This is a genomic window from Peribacillus sp. NJ11 (assembly GCF_030348405.1).
Lineage (GTDB): Bacteria > Bacillota > Bacilli > Bacillales > DSM-1321 > Peribacillus.
In genome coordinates, this window is record NZ_JAUCFO010000001.1 from 3,353,600 (window position 1) to 3,373,676 (window position 20,077).

Annotated in this window: 21 protein-coding genes and 2 pseudogenes; 17 read left to right on the plus strand and 6 right to left on the minus strand. The window is 35.8% G+C overall.

What is annotated here, in order from left to right:
* Positions 1-20 precede the first annotated feature (20 nt).
* The 6 genes from QUF86_RS16565 (at position 21) to QUF86_RS16590 (ending at position 5,359) form a co-directional block, all read left to right on the plus strand.
* A complete protein-coding gene (locus tag QUF86_RS16565) occupies positions 21-1,454 on the plus strand; it encodes an alanine/glycine:cation symporter family protein (protein WP_289334906.1) in 1,434 nt (477 codons plus the stop codon).
* A gap of 130 nt (positions 1,455-1,584) precedes the next feature.
* The gene (locus QUF86_RS16570; protein WP_289334907.1) at positions 1,585-2,382 is read left to right on the plus strand and encodes a fumarylacetoacetate hydrolase family protein; all 798 of its coding nucleotides are present in this window, start codon (positions 1,585-1,587) and stop codon (positions 2,380-2,382) included.
* Positions 2,383-2,831: 449 nt separating this feature from the next.
* Positions 2,832-3,389, plus strand: a complete 558-nt coding sequence (locus QUF86_RS16575; protein WP_289334908.1) for an isochorismatase family protein — start codon at positions 2,832-2,834, stop codon at positions 3,387-3,389.
* A 246-nt stretch (positions 3,390-3,635) separates the two neighbouring features.
* On the plus strand, positions 3,636-4,169 hold the full coding sequence (locus QUF86_RS16580; RefSeq protein ID WP_289334909.1) for a DinB family protein: 534 nt from the start codon (positions 3,636-3,638) through the stop codon (positions 4,167-4,169).
* Positions 4,170-4,565: 396 nt separating this feature from the next.
* Positions 4,566-4,901: a TetR-like C-terminal domain-containing protein gene (locus QUF86_RS16585; RefSeq protein ID WP_289334910.1), complete on the plus strand. Its 336-nt coding sequence runs from the start codon at positions 4,566-4,568 to the stop codon at positions 4,899-4,901.
* 305 nt (positions 4,902-5,206) lie between these two features.
* Positions 5,207-5,359 (plus strand): YfhD family protein, encoded by a 153-nt coding sequence (locus tag QUF86_RS16590; RefSeq protein ID WP_155726546.1) that lies wholly within the window; start codon positions 5,207-5,209, stop codon positions 5,357-5,359.
* A gap of 321 nt (positions 5,360-5,680) precedes the next feature.
* Here the strand turns inward: QUF86_RS16590 and QUF86_RS16595 are convergent.
* Positions 5,681-5,809: pseudogene (locus QUF86_RS16595) on the minus strand (YhjD/YihY/BrkB family envelope integrity protein); the annotation flags it as partial.
* A 316-nt stretch (positions 5,810-6,125) separates the two neighbouring features.
* Between QUF86_RS16595 and QUF86_RS16600 the strand changes: the two are divergent.
* From QUF86_RS16600 to QUF86_RS16630, 7 genes and pseudogenes are all read left to right on the plus strand, one after another.
* Positions 6,126-6,373: pseudogene (locus QUF86_RS16600) on the plus strand (VOC family protein); the annotation flags it as partial.
* A gap of 405 nt (positions 6,374-6,778) precedes the next feature.
* Positions 6,779-7,243: a hypothetical protein gene (locus QUF86_RS16605; protein ID WP_289334911.1), complete on the plus strand. Its 465-nt coding sequence runs from the start codon at positions 6,779-6,781 to the stop codon at positions 7,241-7,243.
* Between the two features lie 339 nt (positions 7,244-7,582).
* Complete coding sequence (locus tag QUF86_RS16610) at positions 7,583-8,002, plus strand: VOC family protein (RefSeq protein WP_289334912.1); 420 nt, start codon at positions 7,583-7,585, stop codon at positions 8,000-8,002.
* Positions 8,003-8,655: 653 nt separating this feature from the next.
* Positions 8,656-10,110: a S8 family serine peptidase gene (locus QUF86_RS16615; protein ID WP_289334913.1), complete on the plus strand. Its 1,455-nt coding sequence runs from the start codon at positions 8,656-8,658 to the stop codon at positions 10,108-10,110.
* Positions 10,111-10,668: 558 nt separating this feature from the next.
* Complete coding sequence (locus QUF86_RS16620; protein WP_289334915.1) at positions 10,669-11,127, plus strand: NUDIX hydrolase; 459 nt, start codon at positions 10,669-10,671, stop codon at positions 11,125-11,127.
* Between the two features lie 163 nt (positions 11,128-11,290).
* A complete protein-coding gene (locus QUF86_RS16625; protein WP_289334916.1) occupies positions 11,291-12,328 on the plus strand; it encodes a serine hydrolase domain-containing protein in 1,038 nt (345 codons plus the stop codon).
* A gap of 458 nt (positions 12,329-12,786) precedes the next feature.
* Complete coding sequence (locus tag QUF86_RS16630; RefSeq protein ID WP_289334917.1) at positions 12,787-13,524, plus strand: polysaccharide deacetylase family protein; 738 nt, start codon at positions 12,787-12,789, stop codon at positions 13,522-13,524.
* 507 nt (positions 13,525-14,031) lie between these two features.
* Here QUF86_RS16630 and QUF86_RS16635 read toward each other — a convergent pair.
* Positions 14,032-14,646, minus strand: a complete 615-nt coding sequence (locus QUF86_RS16635; RefSeq protein ID WP_289334918.1) for a cell wall hydrolase — start codon at positions 14,644-14,646, stop codon at positions 14,032-14,034.
* A 534-nt stretch (positions 14,647-15,180) separates the two neighbouring features.
* Here QUF86_RS16635 and QUF86_RS16640 point away from each other — a divergent pair.
* Positions 15,181-15,666: an SRPBCC family protein gene (locus QUF86_RS16640; protein ID WP_289334919.1), complete on the plus strand. Its 486-nt coding sequence runs from the start codon at positions 15,181-15,183 to the stop codon at positions 15,664-15,666.
* A gap of 280 nt (positions 15,667-15,946) precedes the next feature.
* On the opposite strand, the gene QUF86_RS16645 is transcribed toward QUF86_RS16640, so the two are convergent.
* The 4 genes from QUF86_RS16645 to QUF86_RS16660 all read right to left on the minus strand — a co-directional run bounded on the left by QUF86_RS16645 (position 15,947) and on the right by QUF86_RS16660 (position 18,806).
* Positions 15,947-16,198, minus strand: a complete 252-nt coding sequence (locus tag QUF86_RS16645) for a twin-arginine translocase TatA/TatE family subunit (RefSeq protein ID WP_289334920.1) — start codon at positions 16,196-16,198, stop codon at positions 15,947-15,949.
* A gap of 59 nt (positions 16,199-16,257) precedes the next feature.
* A complete protein-coding gene (locus QUF86_RS16650; RefSeq protein WP_063593270.1) occupies positions 16,258-16,479 on the minus strand; it encodes a helix-turn-helix domain-containing protein in 222 nt (73 codons plus the stop codon).
* Between the two features lie 125 nt (positions 16,480-16,604).
* Positions 16,605-17,774 carry a ZIP family metal transporter gene (locus tag QUF86_RS16655; RefSeq protein WP_289315985.1) on the minus strand — a complete coding sequence of 390 codons (1,170 nt, stop codon included), beginning with the start codon at positions 17,772-17,774 and terminating at the stop codon, positions 16,605-16,607.
* A gap of 15 nt (positions 17,775-17,789) precedes the next feature.
* Positions 17,790-18,806 carry a multicopper oxidase domain-containing protein gene (locus tag QUF86_RS16660; protein WP_289334921.1) on the minus strand — a complete coding sequence of 339 codons (1,017 nt, stop codon included), beginning with the start codon at positions 18,804-18,806 and terminating at the stop codon, positions 17,790-17,792.
* 346 nt (positions 18,807-19,152) lie between these two features.
* Between QUF86_RS16660 and QUF86_RS16665 the strand changes: the two genes are divergently transcribed.
* The 3 genes from QUF86_RS16665 (at position 19,153) to copZ (QUF86_RS16675) (ending at position 20,055) form a co-directional block, all read left to right on the plus strand.
* Positions 19,153-19,494: a metal-sensitive transcriptional regulator gene (locus tag QUF86_RS16665; protein WP_289336242.1), complete on the plus strand. Its 342-nt coding sequence runs from the start codon at positions 19,153-19,155 to the stop codon at positions 19,492-19,494.
* Positions 19,495-19,511: 17 nt separating this feature from the next.
* Positions 19,512-19,718, plus strand: coding sequence for a copper chaperone CopZ (gene copZ, locus QUF86_RS16670; protein ID WP_289334922.1), 207 nt, complete (start codon positions 19,512-19,514; stop codon positions 19,716-19,718).
* Between the two features lie 97 nt (positions 19,719-19,815).
* Positions 19,816-20,055, plus strand: coding sequence for a copper chaperone CopZ (gene copZ, locus QUF86_RS16675; RefSeq protein ID WP_289315988.1), 240 nt, complete (start codon positions 19,816-19,818; stop codon positions 20,053-20,055).
* The last annotated feature ends 22 nt before the right edge of the window (positions 20,056-20,077 follow it).

Below are 20,077 nucleotides of genomic sequence, written 5' to 3' on the forward strand. Positions count from 1 at the left end.
TTCTTATAAGAGGTGATAGAATGCAACAATTATTACATGATGTAGTTGGCGTATCAAATGAATTCCTTTGGTCAAAATTATTAGTTATTATGCTTGTTTCTTGTGGGATTTATTTCACATTTAAATTGAAATTTGTACAGGTTCGAATGTTAAGGGAAATGGTCCGTGTTTTAATGGAAGGGAGAACTAGTTCTAAAGACAGCGTTTCCCCATTTCAAGCTTTCTGTATTGGTATGGCCGCTCGCGTTGGAACAGGTAATATCACTGGAATTGCGATTGCGATTGCATTAGGCGGTCCTGGAGCGATATTCTGGATGTGGATAATTGCTATTATTAGCTCAGCAACCAGCTTTATTGAAAGTACGTTAGCGCAAGTATATAAAGTAAAAGATAAAACTGGTTTCCGAGGCGGTCCATCCTATTATATGGAAAAAGGATTGAACAAACGTTGGATGGGAGTATTATTCTCCATTTTAATTACGCTTTCTTTCGGTCTTGTATTCAATTCTGTACAATCAAATACCGTTACAATTGCTTTTGAGAACTCATTTGGTTCAGATCGTTTAACTGTAGGGATTCTCATGACATGTGCTTTCGCTGTGATTATCTTTGGCGGTGTGAATCGTATTGCAAAAATTGCTGAATACAAGGTTATGATTCTAGGTGTGTTATACCTTGGAATGGCATTATTTGTCGTAGCAATGAACATAACCAAAATGCCGGAAATTCTTTCTCTTATTATTAATAACGCGTTTGGCTTTGAACAAATAGCAGGCGGTTCACTAGGCGCTGCGTTCATGAATGGAGTTAAACGTGGTTTATTCTCGAATGAAGCTGGTATGGGGAGTGCGCCAAACGTTGCCGCAACGGCAAAAACAAGTCATCCGGTGAAACAAGGACTTATTCAAGCATTTGGCGTATTAACGGATACACTGATCATCTGTACAAGCACAGCATTTATTATTTTACTTTCTGATGCTTATAAACAACCAGGGCTAACTGGCATTGCACTTACACAAACATCATTAAGTGAACACATCGGTTCCTGGGCATCAGGTTGTCTTGCTATCTTTGTTTTCCTATTTGCATTCGGTTCGTTAATTGGTAACTATTATTATGGGGAAACAAATATTCGATTTTTACACAAAAGTAAAGTGTTGTTGATTCTATATCGAATAGGCGCGTTCGCCATGATTGTATTCGGTTCGATTGCAAAGGTCGAGCTTGTATGGGATTTAGCAGATTTATTTATGGGCTTGATGGTTATTATAAACTTAATTGCCGTTCTCTTATTATCAAAAGTAGCTTTTGCAGCATTAAGTGATTATATGAAACAGAAAAAAGCCGGTCAAGATCCAGTTTTTTATAAAGACAGCATTAAAGGTCTTGAAAATCTTGATTGTTGGGAGCACTCTCAAGATGCTACCACTTTAAAAAAGGAAAACACCATGTAATAAAAAAGATTTTTAGACATAAGGGTTTGGCATTATCACCTACAGGGGGCTTGTTTGCGATTATGAGAAGAGCCGAAATTTATATTATCTGAGGTAAGTATATCTTACTCATCAAAGGAGTTTATTCATCATGCATGTACTACAAAAAACACAAAAAATAGTTCGCTATCAGAATCAACAGGGCAAAATACATTACGGTATTGTTGAGGATGAGATAATATTACAACTGTCTAGCAGTTTTGCTGAACTTGTCAACAAGGAAATAAAGTATGACGGGGTAGAGCTGAAATATAGTGACGTGAAAATTTTGGAACCTGTAAAACCTTCTAAAGTGGTTAATTTCGGCTGGACATATGCAGGTCATGCGAAGGAAACGGGCGGAGAGGCAAACCTTGTAGAACCATTTCTATTTTTAAAGCCATTATCTTCGCTTATTCCAGACAAGGAGAAAATTATACTTCCTCCAAACCAGCTAACCAACCAAGTGGAGCTTGAAGGGGAAGTGGCCCTGGTCATTGGAAAGCGCGGAAAGAACATTAAAGAAGAAGATGCGCTTGATTATGTGTTTGGTTGCACGATATTTAATGACGTCACAGCAAGGGATCTTACAAAAAAAGATCCACAGTTTACGCGGGGCAAAGGATTTGATACGTTCGGGCCTTTGGGGCCGTGCATCGTTACCGGGATAGATCCTACAAATTTGCGGATTGTGACCACTTTAAACGGCCGCGTTGTACAAGACGGGAATACCAATCAAATGTCTCTGAGCATTCCGTATCTGATCAGCTGGCTTTCGCAGGTGATGACACTGGAGCCCGGTGACATTTTGGCCACTGGTTCACCATCTGGCAGCTGCCCGATCAAGTCGGGGGATGTGGTCGTTGTGGAAGTCGAGAAAATCGGTAAGTTGTGTAATGATGTCCAGTAGAATGAGGCTGCATTCTTAATAACCAAAAATGAAAATATTCATAAATAGATGAGCCGACTTTTTAAAATGTTACAGGGGACATCGCAATAAAAGAAAGAAGAGTTTCTTTGTACTTGCATTCGCATGTGGTGATGCTAGAGAAACGGCAGTATTAAAAAAGCTTGGTGTCAATTTATTTGAGATAAATGTTAAACCTGATGGTCAATGGCTAATTATAGTTGAGTATTGAATCATTCCTTAATAAACTAACAGGTGCGTTAGCTGAAGATCGGAGCTGTCTTTAAGGCAGCTTTTTCTTATGGAACTAAGGGGCAGGATAGTTCAAGCAGGTATTAGTAAAGCATTTGACGAAAATATAAAGAGCTTAGTAAGAAGTGCTTACATACTATCTGATATTTAATAAATAACAGGAAAAAACTAACTGCTAATAACTTTAGGGGGGGGAAATATTGAAACAAACATTACTGATAATCGATGCTCAACAGGAATTAATAGAAGGTAATAAAGAAGAACAAGGAGTCTTTGAGAAAGAAAAAATCGTTAATAACATTAATACTGTAATTGAAAAAGCGATAAATGAAAGTGTCTCCGTTGTTTTTATAAGAGATTTAGATGTTTCAAATGGTGAAGGACCTGGATTCCAGATACACAGGGATATTAAAGTACCATCAACTGCTATCATATTTGATAAAGCTGCCACAAATTCGTTTTATGGCACTCCATTACACGAACATTTAAGTAAAAACAATGTAGACCATATTGTAATAATGGGATGTAAGACGGAACATTGTATTGATACAGCCGTTAGAACAGCAACAATCAATCATTTTGATGTAACATTAGTTGGTGATGGACATTCTACTTCTGATTCCAAAAACTTATCTGCAAAACAAATAATCCTTCATCACAATGAAATCCTTCACGGTCACTATAATGTAGACAATTTTTCACTTGTTAGAAATACTAATGAAGAATTGTTTAAACCTGTTCACAATAATTACCGATAATAATCATCTTCAACTAACAAGTACGTTAGCTGAGATCAGAGCTGTCTAAAAGGCAGCTCTTTTCTTATGCAACTTTAGGGGCAGTTTAGTGGAAGAGTCCTGTTTAATCTTTGTTCAGCAATCGGGCCATTTTCTTGAATAAAAGAGAAGGAATTATTTGTAAGTGAATCGAAGTTAATTCAGAAGATGTTATTTAGTTTAGCATTGGGACGTACTAAGAAAATTATAAAGAAAGTGGGAGAACTATTGGATACAAAAGAGATATTGAAGCGATTCGAACAGGTGGCTACATACTATATTGAAGAGTTAAGTAAATATTCGCTAGCTGAGTTTGCGAGGAAGCCTTCTGAGGATGAATGGTCATTAGGACAAATGTACAATCATTTAATAAAGGGCACTCTTTATCTTCATTTGAAAGCCATTGAGCAATGTGCTAATGGCACTGCTTCCGATGATGGTAAAAAAACAGAAATAGGCGAATCGATTTTCAAAGAAGGAACGTTTCCTCCAATCAGAGTAAAAGGTCCGGATACACCGGATTTCACACCACCAAATCCTACAGGAAAAGAAGAAGTAAAGGAAGGACTGCTTCAAATCATTGAGAAAATGCGGGAGATAGAAAGAAAGCTCACTGACATTCCGGCCAGCCAGAAAGTTCAGCACCGGTCAATGGGATATTTAAATGCAGAGGAATATTTTCAGCTAATCGAAATGCATTTCCGGCACCACTTACGGCAAAAAGAACGTATCGATCAGTTTCTTTTAAAAGTAAGTAAGTAAGTAAGTAAGTAAGTAAGTAAGTAAGTAAGTAAGTAATTTATCTTTATTGTTGAAGCAGCTTATTGACCGTCGGAATATCAGGAGGAGCCCAGTTGGATTTTCTTCGTTAGATAAATACATCGATGCTGAGAGAAATAAATCGGTTAGATATGAATTGTTGTTATCTTGAAACCATATTTTTTTATAAAGATAGTTATTAATTAATAAACTTTCTTGTTGATCAGCTAATAGAAGTTACTCAGTTATTCCATTAAAGGGCGCGATTGTGGAACAACATAGGTAGAAAATGATCAAACTTTTTTTATAAAAACCAAACTTAAATCTGCTGGAGAAGAATCCATTTTGAAATCTTTTTTCAAAATGGATTCTTTTTATATATGGGTCTGCGAGGTATTTTTGATCAAACTTTATTTCAAAGCTACAGAAATTTTTATACTTAATGAACTTTTAAAATTGATACTTATAAATAAGGAGCTCTGTAAAATCATTTTTAATGAAAAAAATAGCGCCTATGTACTAAATACAGTTTTGAATTCTGCTCATGATATAACAATTGCAGAAATAAAAAAACAGTTACCAAATGCTAATGAGACTCATTTAGAATATTTTTTCACTTATTCGACAGGAGGAATCATTGAAGTAATTCGAAAATGGATAAATGATGATATGAAAATTCCAACTGAAGAAGTTGTACAAATCTTAGAAAGTATGAACGTCACCAATTCTCAATAAACAGTAATTTAATATTATGAATAATTATAATTAATAGGTACAGATTCACTTTTAAAAAAGACCTCTTTACCCTTAAGTAATTTGCTTATCATTCTATACCGAATTAGTTAAAGAGATGGTAAACTTTTCGAGAAAATGTGAAGAGTTTCACTTAAACTAACTGGTGCGTTTGTTGTAGGAGAAGGAGCTGTCCCCAAAAACTGTTTTTAAGTTAAAAATGTTCGTTCATGAGCAAATCTAAAGATATATAAATGTGATTCTTAGCCATACTAATAAAGATTAAAATTTCGTTAGGAGGCAATATTATGGGAAGATCAAAAAATCAAAAACCATCTAGCAGTAAAAATTCATTACCTCAAACTCCCAAAAACTTAAAAATAGAACCGGATCGTGTGGATGAAGAGTTTTCTCGTGAGCTAGGTGAAAGTGGGAAAATAAGAGCTACAAGACCTAAATGAAAATACAAAAAAAGTGAAAAGATACGGATTGATTACACTCCTCTTTAAATTTTAGTAAAACAGATACAAAAGGGGCCACCCATAAGTCATTTCATTGACTAACGTACAAAAGGGAGCCTAAAAGGCTCCCTTTTGTATGCAGCTTAACTTTTTAATGATAGCCATTCTGCCCATTTGCAGAACCTGATGTTTTATGGTTCCCCTTTTTACCCTTATGCTTTCCTTTCTTACTCATGAAAGAATTCCTCCCCAATACTAGATGTTATATCTTGATTAGTGTTCGTTGAAGAGCTTTCAGGTATTACAGGAACAGAAGGAAGCTCATTCACATTTTGGATGATTTTCATTTATGAAGGCATTGATTTCTCCCCCTATAATGATGATGAACCCAGATAAATAAAAACAGATCATTAACACAATGATGCCACCAAGACTGCCGTATGTAGCAGACTTAAAGAAGTATTCGCAGAGGATTTTGATATCATTAGTTTTAGGGGAATGAAAAAGATTACTCAACCAAGTGAATTTTTCGGAGAAGAATTTTTGTGGACAAGCTTAATGCAAATGAAATAGTTGTTGAACTAACATGTGCGATACTTCAATAACGAAGTGTCGGTTTTTTCTTATAGAGCTAAAGGGGCGGTTTAGTTGAAGAACAAAAGCTTTATAACCATAAGGAAGACTTATGGTTATAAATAATAACTTTGGCGTAAAATTGGAAATAGCAAAAGTAATATCCATTTGAAGTCAGAGGAGAAGGTTATAAATGCCCTTTATTTTTAAATCAATTGACCATATTCAGCTCGCTGCTCCTAAAGGTAGTGAGGACACTGCAAGAAATTTTTTTAAGAATATTTTAGGTTTTGACAAAGTTGAAAAACCTGAAGAATTAAAGAAACGTGGCGGGGTTTGGTTTGAATTTGGAAATTATCAAATACATATAGGAATCGTAGAAAATTTTATCCAGCCAAAAAGGCACATCCTGCTTTTGAAATAGTGGACCAAGAAAAGCTAATTAAATTTCTAATTCAAGTAACGGGTGCGTTAGCTGAAGATCGGAGCTGTCTTTAAGGCAGCTTTTTCTTTAGGAACTAACGGGACAGGATAGTTGAATAAAGGAATTTAGTTTTCAAAAAATATAGGTTTTTTGAATAAATTAACGGGCACGAGTGCTCAACAAAGGTAGTCGATTCTTGTGCTAACGAAGAAGTTTTAAGTCAGCAGATAAGGTTGTCATCTCGGTTGAAGGATTAAAATCCGTTAATGAGTTAGAAGAGCATAGAGGAAATTTTCTCTGTGCTTTTTTTGATAAAAAGTAAGAGCAATTTGATTTTAAATTTGATCAATTGACAACTTTTAGGGGCGAAAATATAAATAAAACATAGAATATTTTAGAATTTTTAAAAGTGGGTGAATGTATTGAACTATTTTTTTCCCTACCGGCAAGACTGGTCTTCTGTATTGGAGTATTTAAACTACAGTCTGAACGGCGAACAAATGGTTTGTTCAATGACGACGCAATTATTTCATATTCCTGCCACTAAAAATCTAAAAGGACATGCAGAAATGCATAATCATCTTATTCCAGCCTCCTATCACCGGGTTACAGCATTAGGCTGTGCAAAACGATTGCAGAGTGGTGAATACCATGAGTCCATTATTAAAGCTCTGGTTGCATGTGTTAATAATGGGTTAAAGCAAGACAAGGAAGTAACGATATGGTTAAGGGTTATGAGGGAAAATGCTCCAAGTGAATATAAAGAGTTTATGGATTCTGTTATCAGCTGGCAGCAGAAGACAGAGCAAAGTTTAGCTTATACCCAGCAGTTGCTAAGGGGAATGGGATTTGACACTGAAACTGAAACCGGAGAGCCAGCTTACTAAATTACTTATTATGCTAAAGGGTGCTTTACTTCAATAAGGGAGTTGCTTCGGCAGCTCTTTTTCTTATTGCTAGAGGCAAGTTAGTTCAACAGTGCTGTTTGATCTTTGTTCAATAATTGGGTCATTTTCTTGAATATGAGAAGGGATTATTCGTAAGAAAATCGAAGTTAATCAAAGGAATAAATGTTCAAAGCACTTTTGAAAAAATATTCTTCTCCACTGACATACTTGTCAGCATTAGACGTATACAATAGCAATTGGAACAGCAATTAGGAAATTACCCGGCGACCCTAAATATGAAGTATAGTAATTTACTCAACATTGAGGAGGAAATCGATTATGAGCGACACAAAGACATTACGAGGACTCACCACAGTCAGTTTTTGGGCGGCTGATCTAGTGGCGGCAAAGAAGTGGTACGCTGAGCTGTTGGGTATCGCCCCATACTTCGAACGCCCAGGATATGCCGAGTTTCGCCTCGGGGACTACCAGCACGAGCTGGGTCTGATCGATAGCCGCTACGCGCCCGATGGTTCGTCGACGGGCCCGGCCGGTGGTGCTGTCGTGTACTGGCACGTCGACGATGTGACAGCAACTTTCGAGAAGCTGCTGTCTATGGGAGCGAAAGAACACGAGGCACCCACAGTTCGCGGTCAGGGGTTCATTACTGCCTCCGTGGTTGATCCCTTTGGGAACATCCTAGGCATTATGTACAATCAACACTATTTGGAGGTTCTGGGTTCGACCAGAAAAGCGTGATCCGGGCCACTGTCGGCATTCAGCTTAAAGCATGTCCAGTTTGTACTACTCGCATCGCTGGTTTGTTTACACAATTTATTTTACAGAATCATTTACTCGAAAAAATGATGATAATTAATTAGTATTCCTTGAAAGGGAGGGATTCTTTAATAAGAATCCCTTTTCTAACGGGTGCGTTAGCTGAAGATTGGAGCTGTCTTTAAGGCAGCTTTTTCTTTTGGAACAAAAGGGGCAGTTTAGTTGAAGAAGGAAAATAGAATTTTTGTTAATACATAAAATCGATGACGAAGTATCTTTGAGGTTATTCAATGTGGGTGTCGCTGAATAGTTTTTTAATTTGATCATTAGTTCAAAACCTTATCTCAAATAATGGCTTGGATGGCTTGATTACGTAGAAAAAGTAGAGGATACTGTTGAGACCATAAAATCTCGACTACAGAGCTTATTTAATATTATCTAAATAATACTGCGTTCATCACAATAATAATGAGAGGAGTATTCCGAGCTTTATCACGGGACGCTGCGCTTTATTTATTAAAAAATATTTATTCTTTATTTCAATAATATGAGATTTATTAGAAAAACTTGGAATTTAAGTTGTTGTATATTAAGATAGTATATGATGAATATTTTCCATATATAGGAGGGGACATATGAAAAAGAAAATTCTACATACGGTACTTTCGATTGCAGTAGGAGCAGGGATACTGTCCGTTGGTGGTGTTCCTACCCAAGCTAAGAGTCAAAAACAGGAGATGAATGACACATACGCAATAGCTTTTAAAAGTGGATTACCAGAGAATTATCAAGAGGTAATACGGAAAGCTGGTGGTAAAGTAACTAAAGTTCTTCCCGAAGTTGGAGGACTAGAAGCTCAATCTGACGAGCCTTCTTTTCTTAAAAACCTAAAAGGTAATTCTTCAATAGAAGCTGCTAACAGAGAAATTCCCTTAACCTTAGACAAATCAGCAGTCAGCCCTTATAACTATGAGTCTAGTATCATCAGCCAGCAAAATTCAGAGAGTTATTGGGACTCCCAATGGGATATTCAAAGGGTGACCAACGACGGGAAATCATATGATTTAGAAACAGGCGGATATAAAAATAAAGATGGTAGTATTACTCATAAAGCAGTGGTGGGAGTGATTGATACTGGAATTGATGAGTCTCATCCTGACTTAAAGAATAATATAATAGGTGGACGTAATCTTGTTCCTGCTGGAATGGATGAATCTGAAACAGGTGATCCTACTGATATAAAAGATCGCAATGGGCACGGTACTCACGTTGCCGGGATCATTGGAGCAAATGGTAAAGTAAACGGTGTAGGACCAGATTTAGGAATCCGATCCTATCGGGTATTATACTCAGAGCAAGCCCTTGGATTACCAGCTTGGATTATAGATGGAATTATTGCAGCAACAAATGACAAGGTAGATGTTATTAATATGTCTCTGCGTTTCTATAATAATACCAAAATGACAATTGAGGGAGAAAGTTATAAATCAGTCGCTGAAACGTTACTTTGGAAGAGAGCAATTCAATATGCAGTAAAGAATGGAGTAACTGTAGTAGCCGGTAGTGGTAATGAAAGTTTAAATTTAGATGACAAGAAGGAAGTAAACGAATTTTTAAATAAAATGTATGAACCATATGGAATGAGCGTGAAAGGGCCTGCAACTGTAGTACCAGCACAAATGCCAGGAGTTATTAATGTGTCTGCCTCCACAAAATGGTCAACTCAACAGCTTGCTTTCTACTCTAATTTTGGAAACAGTATTGACGTGGCAGCTCCTGGAGGAGATTATGGGCCTAAATATGCAGAAACCAATGATCCTGCGGCGGCTGATCCCAGTAACTTAATCCTAAGTACTTGGCCTACCTATTTAGGTACTTCATATGAGTTTAATGCTGGTACTTCTATGGCCACTCCTCAAGTAGCTGGAATTGCAGGAGTTATTAAGGCAGCTCATCCGGAGTATAAACCTGCCCAAGTAACAGCACATATTAAGCAAACAGCTCTTGACTATGGAAAGAAAGGACAAGATGCTTTATTTGGTTCAGGAGAAGCAAATGCTTATAGAGCATTAGAAAATATAAAGAAGTAGCTTATGTTTCTAAATAAGATGAAATATTAAAAGTACAAGGAAAGTAAATCATCTTTTCAAAATAAATATAGAGGCTACTGATTAGGTGAGTGGCCTCCATATAACTACTTACATAGAAATTCTTTGATGCTAATTCTGCAACTGAAGAATAGCATGCAGCGACTGAACAGATTTCTGAAGGCGCTCAAGTACTAGCAACCTTGGCCGAGAGTCTTAAAATGGAAGTGAATCATTTTAAAATTTAAGATATAAGAAGAATTAGGAAAAGCGAAACAGCTGTAAGGAAAGGTATTAACAGTTCAATAATTGGTCAATTTCTTGAAAAGAAGTATGGAATTAAAGAAGATAAAAAGTCTTTTCTTGATGATGATTTAGATAATGATAAATAAAACGGATTTTTCAGCTAATGGGTGCGTTAGCTGAAGATTAGAGCTGTCTTAAAGGCAGCTTTTTCTTATGGAACTAAAGGGGCAGGATAGCGGTAGAAGAAGGTAATCAGGTGTTAAGTAGAGGAAAAGGTAGCAATAAATATAAAATTAAATAACTGAGGCGAAAAGGATGGCTCATAATGGGATGGTTTTAGTAGTTAGTGTATCAATATTCAGAGATGATGAAGTCTTAATAATTAGAGAAAATAAACCAACTGCTATTGATAAGTGGAACTTTCCGAGTGGACGCATTGAATATGGTGAAGACATTCTCTATTCAGCTCGTAGGGAGGTAAAAGAGGAAACTGGCTTTGATGTAAAACTTAATGGTACAACGGGTGTATATAATTTTATCAGTAGTACAAACAATCAAGTTATTCTATTTCATTTTACTGGTGAGGTTAATGGTGGTTCATTAAATCTTGAAGAAGATGAAATTTTAGACAGTAGATGGATTAAGGTGAATGACCTTGAGAAATTTGATAATGAAGAACTACGTGAACCAAGGGTACTAAAGCAAATAATAGATAACTTATTAAAAGAGAGGGTACATTCAATTAGTATTTATAATGAACAATTAAGTAAATAATTTTTTATTAAGCTAACAGTTCTTTACTTCTTTATCAGGAGCTGATCAGCAGCTCCTTTTCTTATGCAACTATAGTGGCAGGTTAGTTTAACAAAAATATCAATTAAAGAAGAACATACATGCGTAATAGTTTTATACTAATGTTACTAATGGGAGGTCTCATATGAACCTAAAAAATATAAACATTAACGAGCGTATGGAGCATTATAATGTATCTGGTTTAAGCATTGCAGTAATTGATAATGGCCAAATCAGTAAAACAGAATGCTTTGGTTTACTTGAAGCAGGAACAAATAAAAATGTGAAGAGTAGTTCTGTTTTTAATGCTTGTTCAATCAGTAAGTTTCTAACATCAATTCTAGTTATGATATTAACAGAACAAGGTATTCTTGATTTAGACGAAGATGTAAACAAGAGGCTTTCATCATGGAAGGTCCCCGAAAATGAACTAACTAAAAATAATAAAGTTACACTACGAAATTTACTTAGTCATCAATCTGGAATTATTGACCCTGAAGGTAGTTTTACTGAACTTAATTCGATTAAAGGTTTTCCTTCAATGGTTGAACTATTGGAGGGAAGAACATCCTATTGTAGCGTACCTATAGAAGTGAAGTATAAACCAGAGAGCGACTTTCAATATTCAGATGCAGGTTTTGTCATCATACAACAACTAATAGAAGATGTGACTGGAAAACCTTTCAAGGAAGTTATGAATGAACTTATATTTCAGCCATTAATAATGAACAATAGCACTTTAGAAATGACAATATCAGAAGAGAAAAAAGAAGATTTTTCTTGTGGTCATAACAAAAATAGAGAATTAGTAAACGGGAAATATCCGATCTATCCTTATCCAGCAGCATCTGGACTATGGACAACACCTTCAGATTTAGCCATTTTGGTTATTGAATTAATGAATTCTTTAAAAGGTGAAAGTAAGATTGGACTTTCTGTAAGTAAAGCAAAATCAATAATTAACCCACAAGGTTGTAAAGAGTGGACTGGACTTGGATTATTTTTAGATGGCTCAGAAAAAGAAATTGAAATTTCATCACTTGGTTGGGGTGTAGGCTTTCAATGTATGATGGTGGCGTATCCTTTTTTAGAAACTGGAGTAGTCATAATGACAAATACTGATTTAGATGTTCATCAATTGAAAGGGATTATTGGTGAAATATATAACTCCCTTACCTTTTAAGTGATCCTTAATGAACTACCATGAAAATAAGTTTCTTTAATAATGAAAAATGACAATACTTAAGAAGACCCTGCTCAATCGTTTAAAAAAAGAGGAGAGCGTTTATTAATTAGTCTATAGATTAGGGTTGACTGGATTAAGGTCAGTATCAGTATTGACACTTCCTAACCATTTTCATTCTTTGTGGTGAATCGCCGATTTTGGCGATTCATGGATGGCTAACGGGTGCTTTACTTCATTAAGGGAGTTGCTTTGGCAGCTCTTTTTCTTATAGAGCTATTGTGGCAGTTAGTCCGATTCCTTAGTGTTTTAAGAAATTAGTTTTTCATTTGGGATTATCAAAGTCACTATTGGTCAATGGGAGATAGAATCAAATATGGGAGAAATCATAATAGAACTATGTTTTTGAGGCACAATAAATTGAAAAGATATAAAAAAGATGCAAAGCGAGGAATTTTATGAAAAAAGTTGTAATGTTTTTCCTATGTCTTCTTATCTTAATTCTTCCATCACAAGTTTTTGCTCAACGAAAAGTACCTATTTTAATTTATCATTCGATTGACGAGTTTACGGGGCAGGGTTCTAAGGAGCTATATGTAACTCCTGATAATTTCCAGAAACAAATGATTTATTTAAAAGACCATGGCTACACATTATTAACTTTTGATCGTTGGCAAGACATTTATAAAGAAAATAAACCCATTTTCATTACCTTTGATGACGGATACAAAAACAATCTGAATGCATTTGCTATCTTTCAAAAACTTGAAAACGAACGTTTTAAACCAAGTGGTACCATTTTTGTTATTTCTGACTTTATCGGTCGTTCAAACCGATTATCGAAATCGGATTTAAAAATGATGGCTGATTCGGGTATAATCTCAATCCAGTCTCATACTGCTACACATCCTGATTTGACGGAAATAAAAAATTATGAATATGAACTGAAAGGGTCCAAAGATAAAATTCAAAAAATAACAGGCAAACCAGTTAATGCTCTTGCGTATCCATACGGAAATTTCAATGACAAAGTCGTAGAAGAAACGAAGAAATATTATTTATTTGGACTTACGACAACTCCTGAACTATTTTCTGAGAAGGGCATTAAAGACGAACTTTATCTTTTACCACGAATTTATATCAAGTATTCAACTACTCTTGATGACTTTGCAAAGATAGTTGAAGGCGGTTCCTAAACCAGGTAATCGCTTTTTCTTTTGGAACCAAGGGAAAAGTACTTAATATTATTTATAAGCAAATGGGTACGGAAAATAAGGAAAACATCAAATATAATTCAAAAGTTTAAGGAGATAGATATTGAATTAATTGGGTGATTTATGATTGAAGTTCTTTAAAAACAATGGAGTTGATGAATACCACCTTTGTGTGTCACCAAGTAACAAGCAAGCAATAGCTTTTTAAAAAAAAAGCAATGCTAGAACTTAAATCTGAGTTGGGTGTGAAAGTAATTAGAATGAAAGGTACAATTTAACTTTCACTCTTTTCAACTAACGGGTGCGTTGGCTGAAGCTCGGAGCTGTCTTTAAGGCAGTTTTTTCATATGGGGGTGCCGCCAAGGGTACCGCCAAAAAGGTCGGGCAACTACTGCTCGACCTTTCAACTATACCCCACTACATAGTTAATGGATATTTATAATACGAAACTATAAAAATATCATTCCTCAATATGTATGTAGATTAGTTTTACTTTGCAAATAAGTGGTTGCCTATTCTAATGACTGTTTCCCTAGTGAAAATCCATTCATCTGTTGCCGAGGACGGATTATAATAATAAACAGAACCATGAGTAGGATCCCAACCTTGTAATGCATCAATAACAGCTCGATAAGAATAGCTATTTGGGGTCAAATAATATTGCCCATCATGTACAGCTGTAAAAGCATTTGTCTGGAAAATAACATCGTAAGTATTTTTAGGAAAACCTGGCGTTGACATTCGGTTCAAAATTACTGCAGCGACAGCTACTTTTCCTTCATAAGTTTCTCCTCGAGCTTCTCCATGAACAACCCTGGCCATCATTTCAATACTATGTAATTTTTGTTGTGTTTGGAATCCAAAAACTCCATCTGGTAATAGTCCAGAATCTAGTTGAAGTTGATTCACTGCATGATTAGTAATTGAACCATAATACCCTGTTGGTTGACTGTTAAAGTAACCCATTTTCTTTAAATTTTCTTGTAAGTCATAAACTGCTTGTCCTTGACTTCCATTGTGTAAAATTTCTTGAGCAAAGATTGAATTTGGTATAAAAAACATGAAACAAATAAAAACAAACGACATTTTTTTTACATTTAACATCAAATAATACCACATCCTTCGATTCATTTTCCTACTATTCTACTTTAACATACAATAAAAATAGATTTATCTTACATTATTCCTATTTTAAACCAAAAATCGAAAAAATTTTTTAGGCGAATTTGTCTGTTTATTGGGGTACCGCCTATCGCCATCGAGCTAAGAAAAAGGATTATATCCAAAACGAAAAAATAAGCTATTCTTTCTGTAAATGCTGCTGAAGATAGCTTTTTTCGTTTTGGGGTATAAAGAAATTTTAACTTGATGGGCATGCGGCAAGACGCCTTATGGAACTAAGGGGCAGGATAGTTGAAGAGTGCTGTTTGAACCTTTTTCAACAATTGGGCCAGATTGTTGAAAAACACGAAAATGATTTTATTATTTTTTTTAGTTATATAAATGTTTGGTAAAATAATAGCATGAACACAATTATGAGTATTGTTGATGATTTTTCTGAGCCTATACAAACTTTAATTTTTTTTGAATTAGTGATGAATCGCAAGACTTTAAGGATAAAAGAAGGAGGATGAAATGATGAACGAATATGGTACACTACATGAGTCAAACGGTCGTTATGCTTTAAGATTTGAACGATTTTTTCCTCATAATCCAGAAGATGTTTTCCTTGTCATTACGAATCCTAGTTACTTCTCCCAATGGTACCCTTTCGCAACAGGGGAGATGGATCTCAGACTTGGTGGCAAGATTGCCTTCGATGACGGTGAAGGAACGACATATATTGGTACCATTTCAGAGTTAGAAAAGCCATATTTATTTGGTTTCCGTGAAGTTGATGATCTGATAAACATTTCATTACAGGAAGAGGATAAAGGGTGTCGAATGATCTTTACCCATACTTTTAACGATGATTCATGGGCAGTTAATACCGCGGCAGGATGGCATAGGTGTCTGGATGTATTGGTCCAAATCGTCAATGGTAAACCAATTAAGTGGCACGATAACTCAACTAAGCTGCGTAAAATCTATAGTGAAGCATTTAATATGGAACGTAGAATATAAAAAGTTATTCCATTATAGGGCGCGATTCTGGAAGAAGATTCGCTTTTCTTAATGAACTAACAGGTGCGTTAGTTCATAAAGAAAAAGTAAAAAAGTCGATTCCTTAACGTAAAGGAGATCGACTTTTTATGTTAGAATTCTTTTAGCGTATAAAATTTCAGAAATGGGCGGTATAGCTTGCTACTACCGTTTGTAAACGTATACTTTTTTGTTGATATTCTAAAAATCAAAAAGCAGGAACGATTTTAAATTCTTAGGCATCACCTCATCTTTTTTACAATTAAAGGTGATCTTTGGTTGAATCAAAAAGTGGATCACCTGATTTAACCTGCTTCTTTTCATCTGTTGTTAACTCAGGATTTTCCCAATCTTCTTTATCTTCATCAGATACTAATCCCTTGGTTGCACCCTTGAATTCAGTTAAAGTACGTCCAAAGGCTCTACCGATTTCCGGCAGCTTTTTAGGTCCAAAAATAATCAAGGCAATGACAAGTATTAAAATTAAACCTGGTATACCTATACTTTGAAACATAATACTTCCCCCAAGTAATTAAATTTTGTAATTCCTTTTAGATCATTTTTAGAATAACTTCAGTAAAAAAAATCGTTTAAATCCATATTCTTATCAAGTTTTTTTAAGCCCTGATTTATTTTAATTACCGTTGAAATTTTTGGTCGATAGTTCGGATCGCTACATAATTTTGAAATTGTACCTCTACTTATATTTGATGCTCTTTCTAACTCTAATTCATTTATGTCTTTTTGTTTATCCACCCATCTACCAAAATTACTTCTTTTTTTCCCAAGTCTCATCACCAATGACGCTCCTTTTAATTAGTTTTAGCAGCGTTGGTTAATTTTTAATTCAACAATCTTGAACCCACAGCTCTACCAAGTTCGGGAATTGTTTATGGGTCCAAACAAGATTAAGGCATTCCTTAAAATTTCACAAAAAATGCAGTAAAGTACATGATTAATAGTCCAATCGCGAAACCAGAAAGGTTTAACCATGAAACAGATGCTTCATTATGATTTCTATGATCTTCAATGAGCATTTTTGTTATTACATAAATTACTTGAAGAATGGCCCCTGCTCCAATACCTAGGAATAAAGCTCCCCAAATTGGTGAGAAGATGAATCCGCCCACCCATGTACCTGCAATGGCGGGTGCACCTGCGATAACTCCAAGTAATAGAAAGTCTCTAAATCGAGGTGTGGCCTTTAATAAAGGAGCAGCGATTCCAATCCCTTCCGTGATGTTGTGAAGGGTAAACCCTATGATTAAAAAGGTTCCTAAAGCAGCTTCACCTAGTGCAAAGGAAGAACCAATTGCCAAGCCTTCTCCAAAGTTATGAAGTCCTATTCCGGTAGCCATCAACAAAGCCAGACCAAAAGGAGAATATCCTTTCTTTTCTTGTTTTCTTTGTTGATACTGATCAAAACCAATCAATAATAAGAAGGTTAAGGAAGCCCCAATTATGACAACCATATTCCCCTGAAAGACAGAAGGTGCTTCTGCACCAATTTCAAATCCATCAGCCAGAGTCCCAACAAATAAGAATAAAAGGAGCCCAACGGTAAGGGCAAGAATCCCATTTATGGATTTTCGGGAGAAACGTTTCATAAATGGGTACCACAACAACCCCAATGTGATCGGGACAATTCCAACGTAAAATCCGATTAAGCCGTAATTAAGAAAGTTGCTCCAGGTGGTTTCTGGAGTGAGTGTGGCAGCTGCAACTTCACCTTCGGTGATAATGCCATTCTCTGTGATTAACTTAATGGTATGTGGATCACCTTCCACCCATGGGTAAGAGATGGTCACCTTTCCCTCATCAAATCGTTCAAGCTTTGCTTGAGGAGAGACATTGTAATTCCACACCGAATCATTAACCATCACTTGAGAAATCGTTAAGGGTTTGGGTCCGGTATTACTAACCGATAATTCGAAACCGATTTTAGTTACCTTGATGCGTTCAATGTTCAAGACTTCTATCGGTGCTGCAGGATCTTTTTCTACACCTGCTCCATTCTTCAGCACCCATCCTAGCACCCCTATAAGTAATACTAACGGTATTAATACAGTAATTAACCATTTGCCCTTCATATTATCCCTCCTTTTTTACTCGACCTCAAAGAATCCCATCCAGCCTAATTCAGCAAATTCACTTACATGGGCATGAAACATATATGTTCCCTTGTATGGAAACCGAACTTCAATAATTCCACGTTCTCCCTGACATTGCATGATGGTATCAGTGAACTGAGAGGGGTTATCGTTTCTCCCGGTTGGATAATACGTAAAGTAATTCGCATGCAAGTGAAACGAATTTAATAAGTCGAATTCTGTTAAATTACTTAGATAGATCCTTACGAGTTGATCTTTTTTGATTTTAATAGGGTGATTCATAAATGCGAAGGCATAGCCATTCACCGTATAAAACTCGTTTTCGCCGTCTAAATCCAAATCAAATCCATTCATAACCATGTTTAACTCTAATGCCGGCTCTCTAGGCTTCTTTGGATCAATAATAAAATTACCGTATAAGCCTTTATGGATATGGCGGGCTAGGGGGAGTACATGGCAATGGTAAATTTGTAATCCGTATGGCTTCGCTTCAAATTCGTACGTGAATTTTTGTCCAGGATAAATGGAAGTTAAACCATCCATCTCTGGAGGATGGATTCCGTGAAAATGAATAGAGTGGGGGTGGCTGCCCTTATTAATAAAGTGAAACCGCAAAAGGTCCCCCTCGGTACAACGAAAAGATGGTCCTGGAATTGTTCCATTATAAGTCCAGCCTGGAAATTTAATTCCTTTGGCAATTTCGATTTCTTTATCAATTGCCACGACTTCATATTCCCGGAGTGTTTGACCGTTGGGCAGCTTGGTAACGTTTCCATAATCAAACTCAGTAAGGAGCCGTTCTGCCATTTTATAACCTGTGGTTTTTGTTTTATCACTCATATTTTCATGGTTTGAATGATTGCCATTCTTATGAGACGAATTATTGGATGCCTGAGCCATAGTTGGAAATTGTGCCATTTTATTTAAGTAATAAGATCCAGCTACTCCAAACGCACCAGCTGTCCCCATCTTTAAAATATCTCTACGGGAAACCTTTTTCTCATCCGACATTACTTGACCCCCTTCTAAAAAGTTTCCTCAAGGAAACTTTTTGTTGTATAAGCTATACTTTAAGTTAGGTACAAGTTTAATGTCAACTCTTTTTTTCAGAATACTTCGTATTCGATGATAATCAAGTATGGATCTGGAAAGGTGGATGAACAAAGATCCATCCGGACGGTTACAGATGATATATTGCTGCAATGGATCTAGTCCTTTGCTTATCCATAGGGAATCATCCAAGAGTTATAAAAAATACTATGTCCACTAACTATTTTTTAAGTATAAATAAAATGGGGTTTACATACCATAGAGGGGTATAGTATTATTTCGTTAAAGGAGTTGAGAAAAATTGTCAATGGATTCAGATGGTCTTGATAATATTATTGAAATTAATTCATGTTGCTCATCAGAAAGTAAAAGGAAAAGTCACCATTCAGATAATGTGAAAAGTAATTTAGTAACAAGATTAAATCGAGTGGAAGGACAAATCCGAGGAATAAAAGGGTTAATTGAAAAAGATACGTACTGTGACGATGTAATTACACAAATAGCTGCGACCCAGTCAGCTTTAAATAGTGTTGCCCGAATTTTATTGGAGGGTCATTTGAAAAGCTGTGTTCTAGAAAGAATTCAAGAGGGAGATACAGAGGTTTTGGATGAGGTACTGGTTACATTTCAAAAATTAATGAAAAAATAGAAGGAGATTGAGTTAGTATGGAAAAAAACACATTAAATGTAAAGGGTATGTCTTGTGGGCATTGCATTAATTCGATTGAAGGTAGTGTAGGGAAATTATCTGGAGTTAACTCTGTGAAAGTAAACTTGGATTCAGGAACTGTTGAAGTGGAATTTAATCCAAATGACGTAACCCTTGATTCTATTAAGGAAACAATTGACGACCAGGGTTATGATGTACAATAAAGAACGTGCTGATTAAAGCACGATTTCTTTCTGAAATTCATATACTATACCAGGGTATGGTTTTAAAATAGGTCATCTAACAAAGGAGGACAAAAAAATGGAGAATGTAAAATTAGCAGTGAAAGGAATGTCATGTGGGCATTGTATTAATTCAATTGAGGGGAACGTAGGAAAAATGAAGGGAGTTCATTTTGTAAAGGTTCACTTAACTGAAGAAAAAGTAGATGTATCATTTGATTCAAAAGTAGTTTCTTTAAAGGGAATTACTGACATTATAGAGGACCAAGGTTATGATGTAGAGCTGAGTAAATTACCTAAAGATCAAAGTTGTCACTAAGGAATTGAAAAAACGTGCTGTC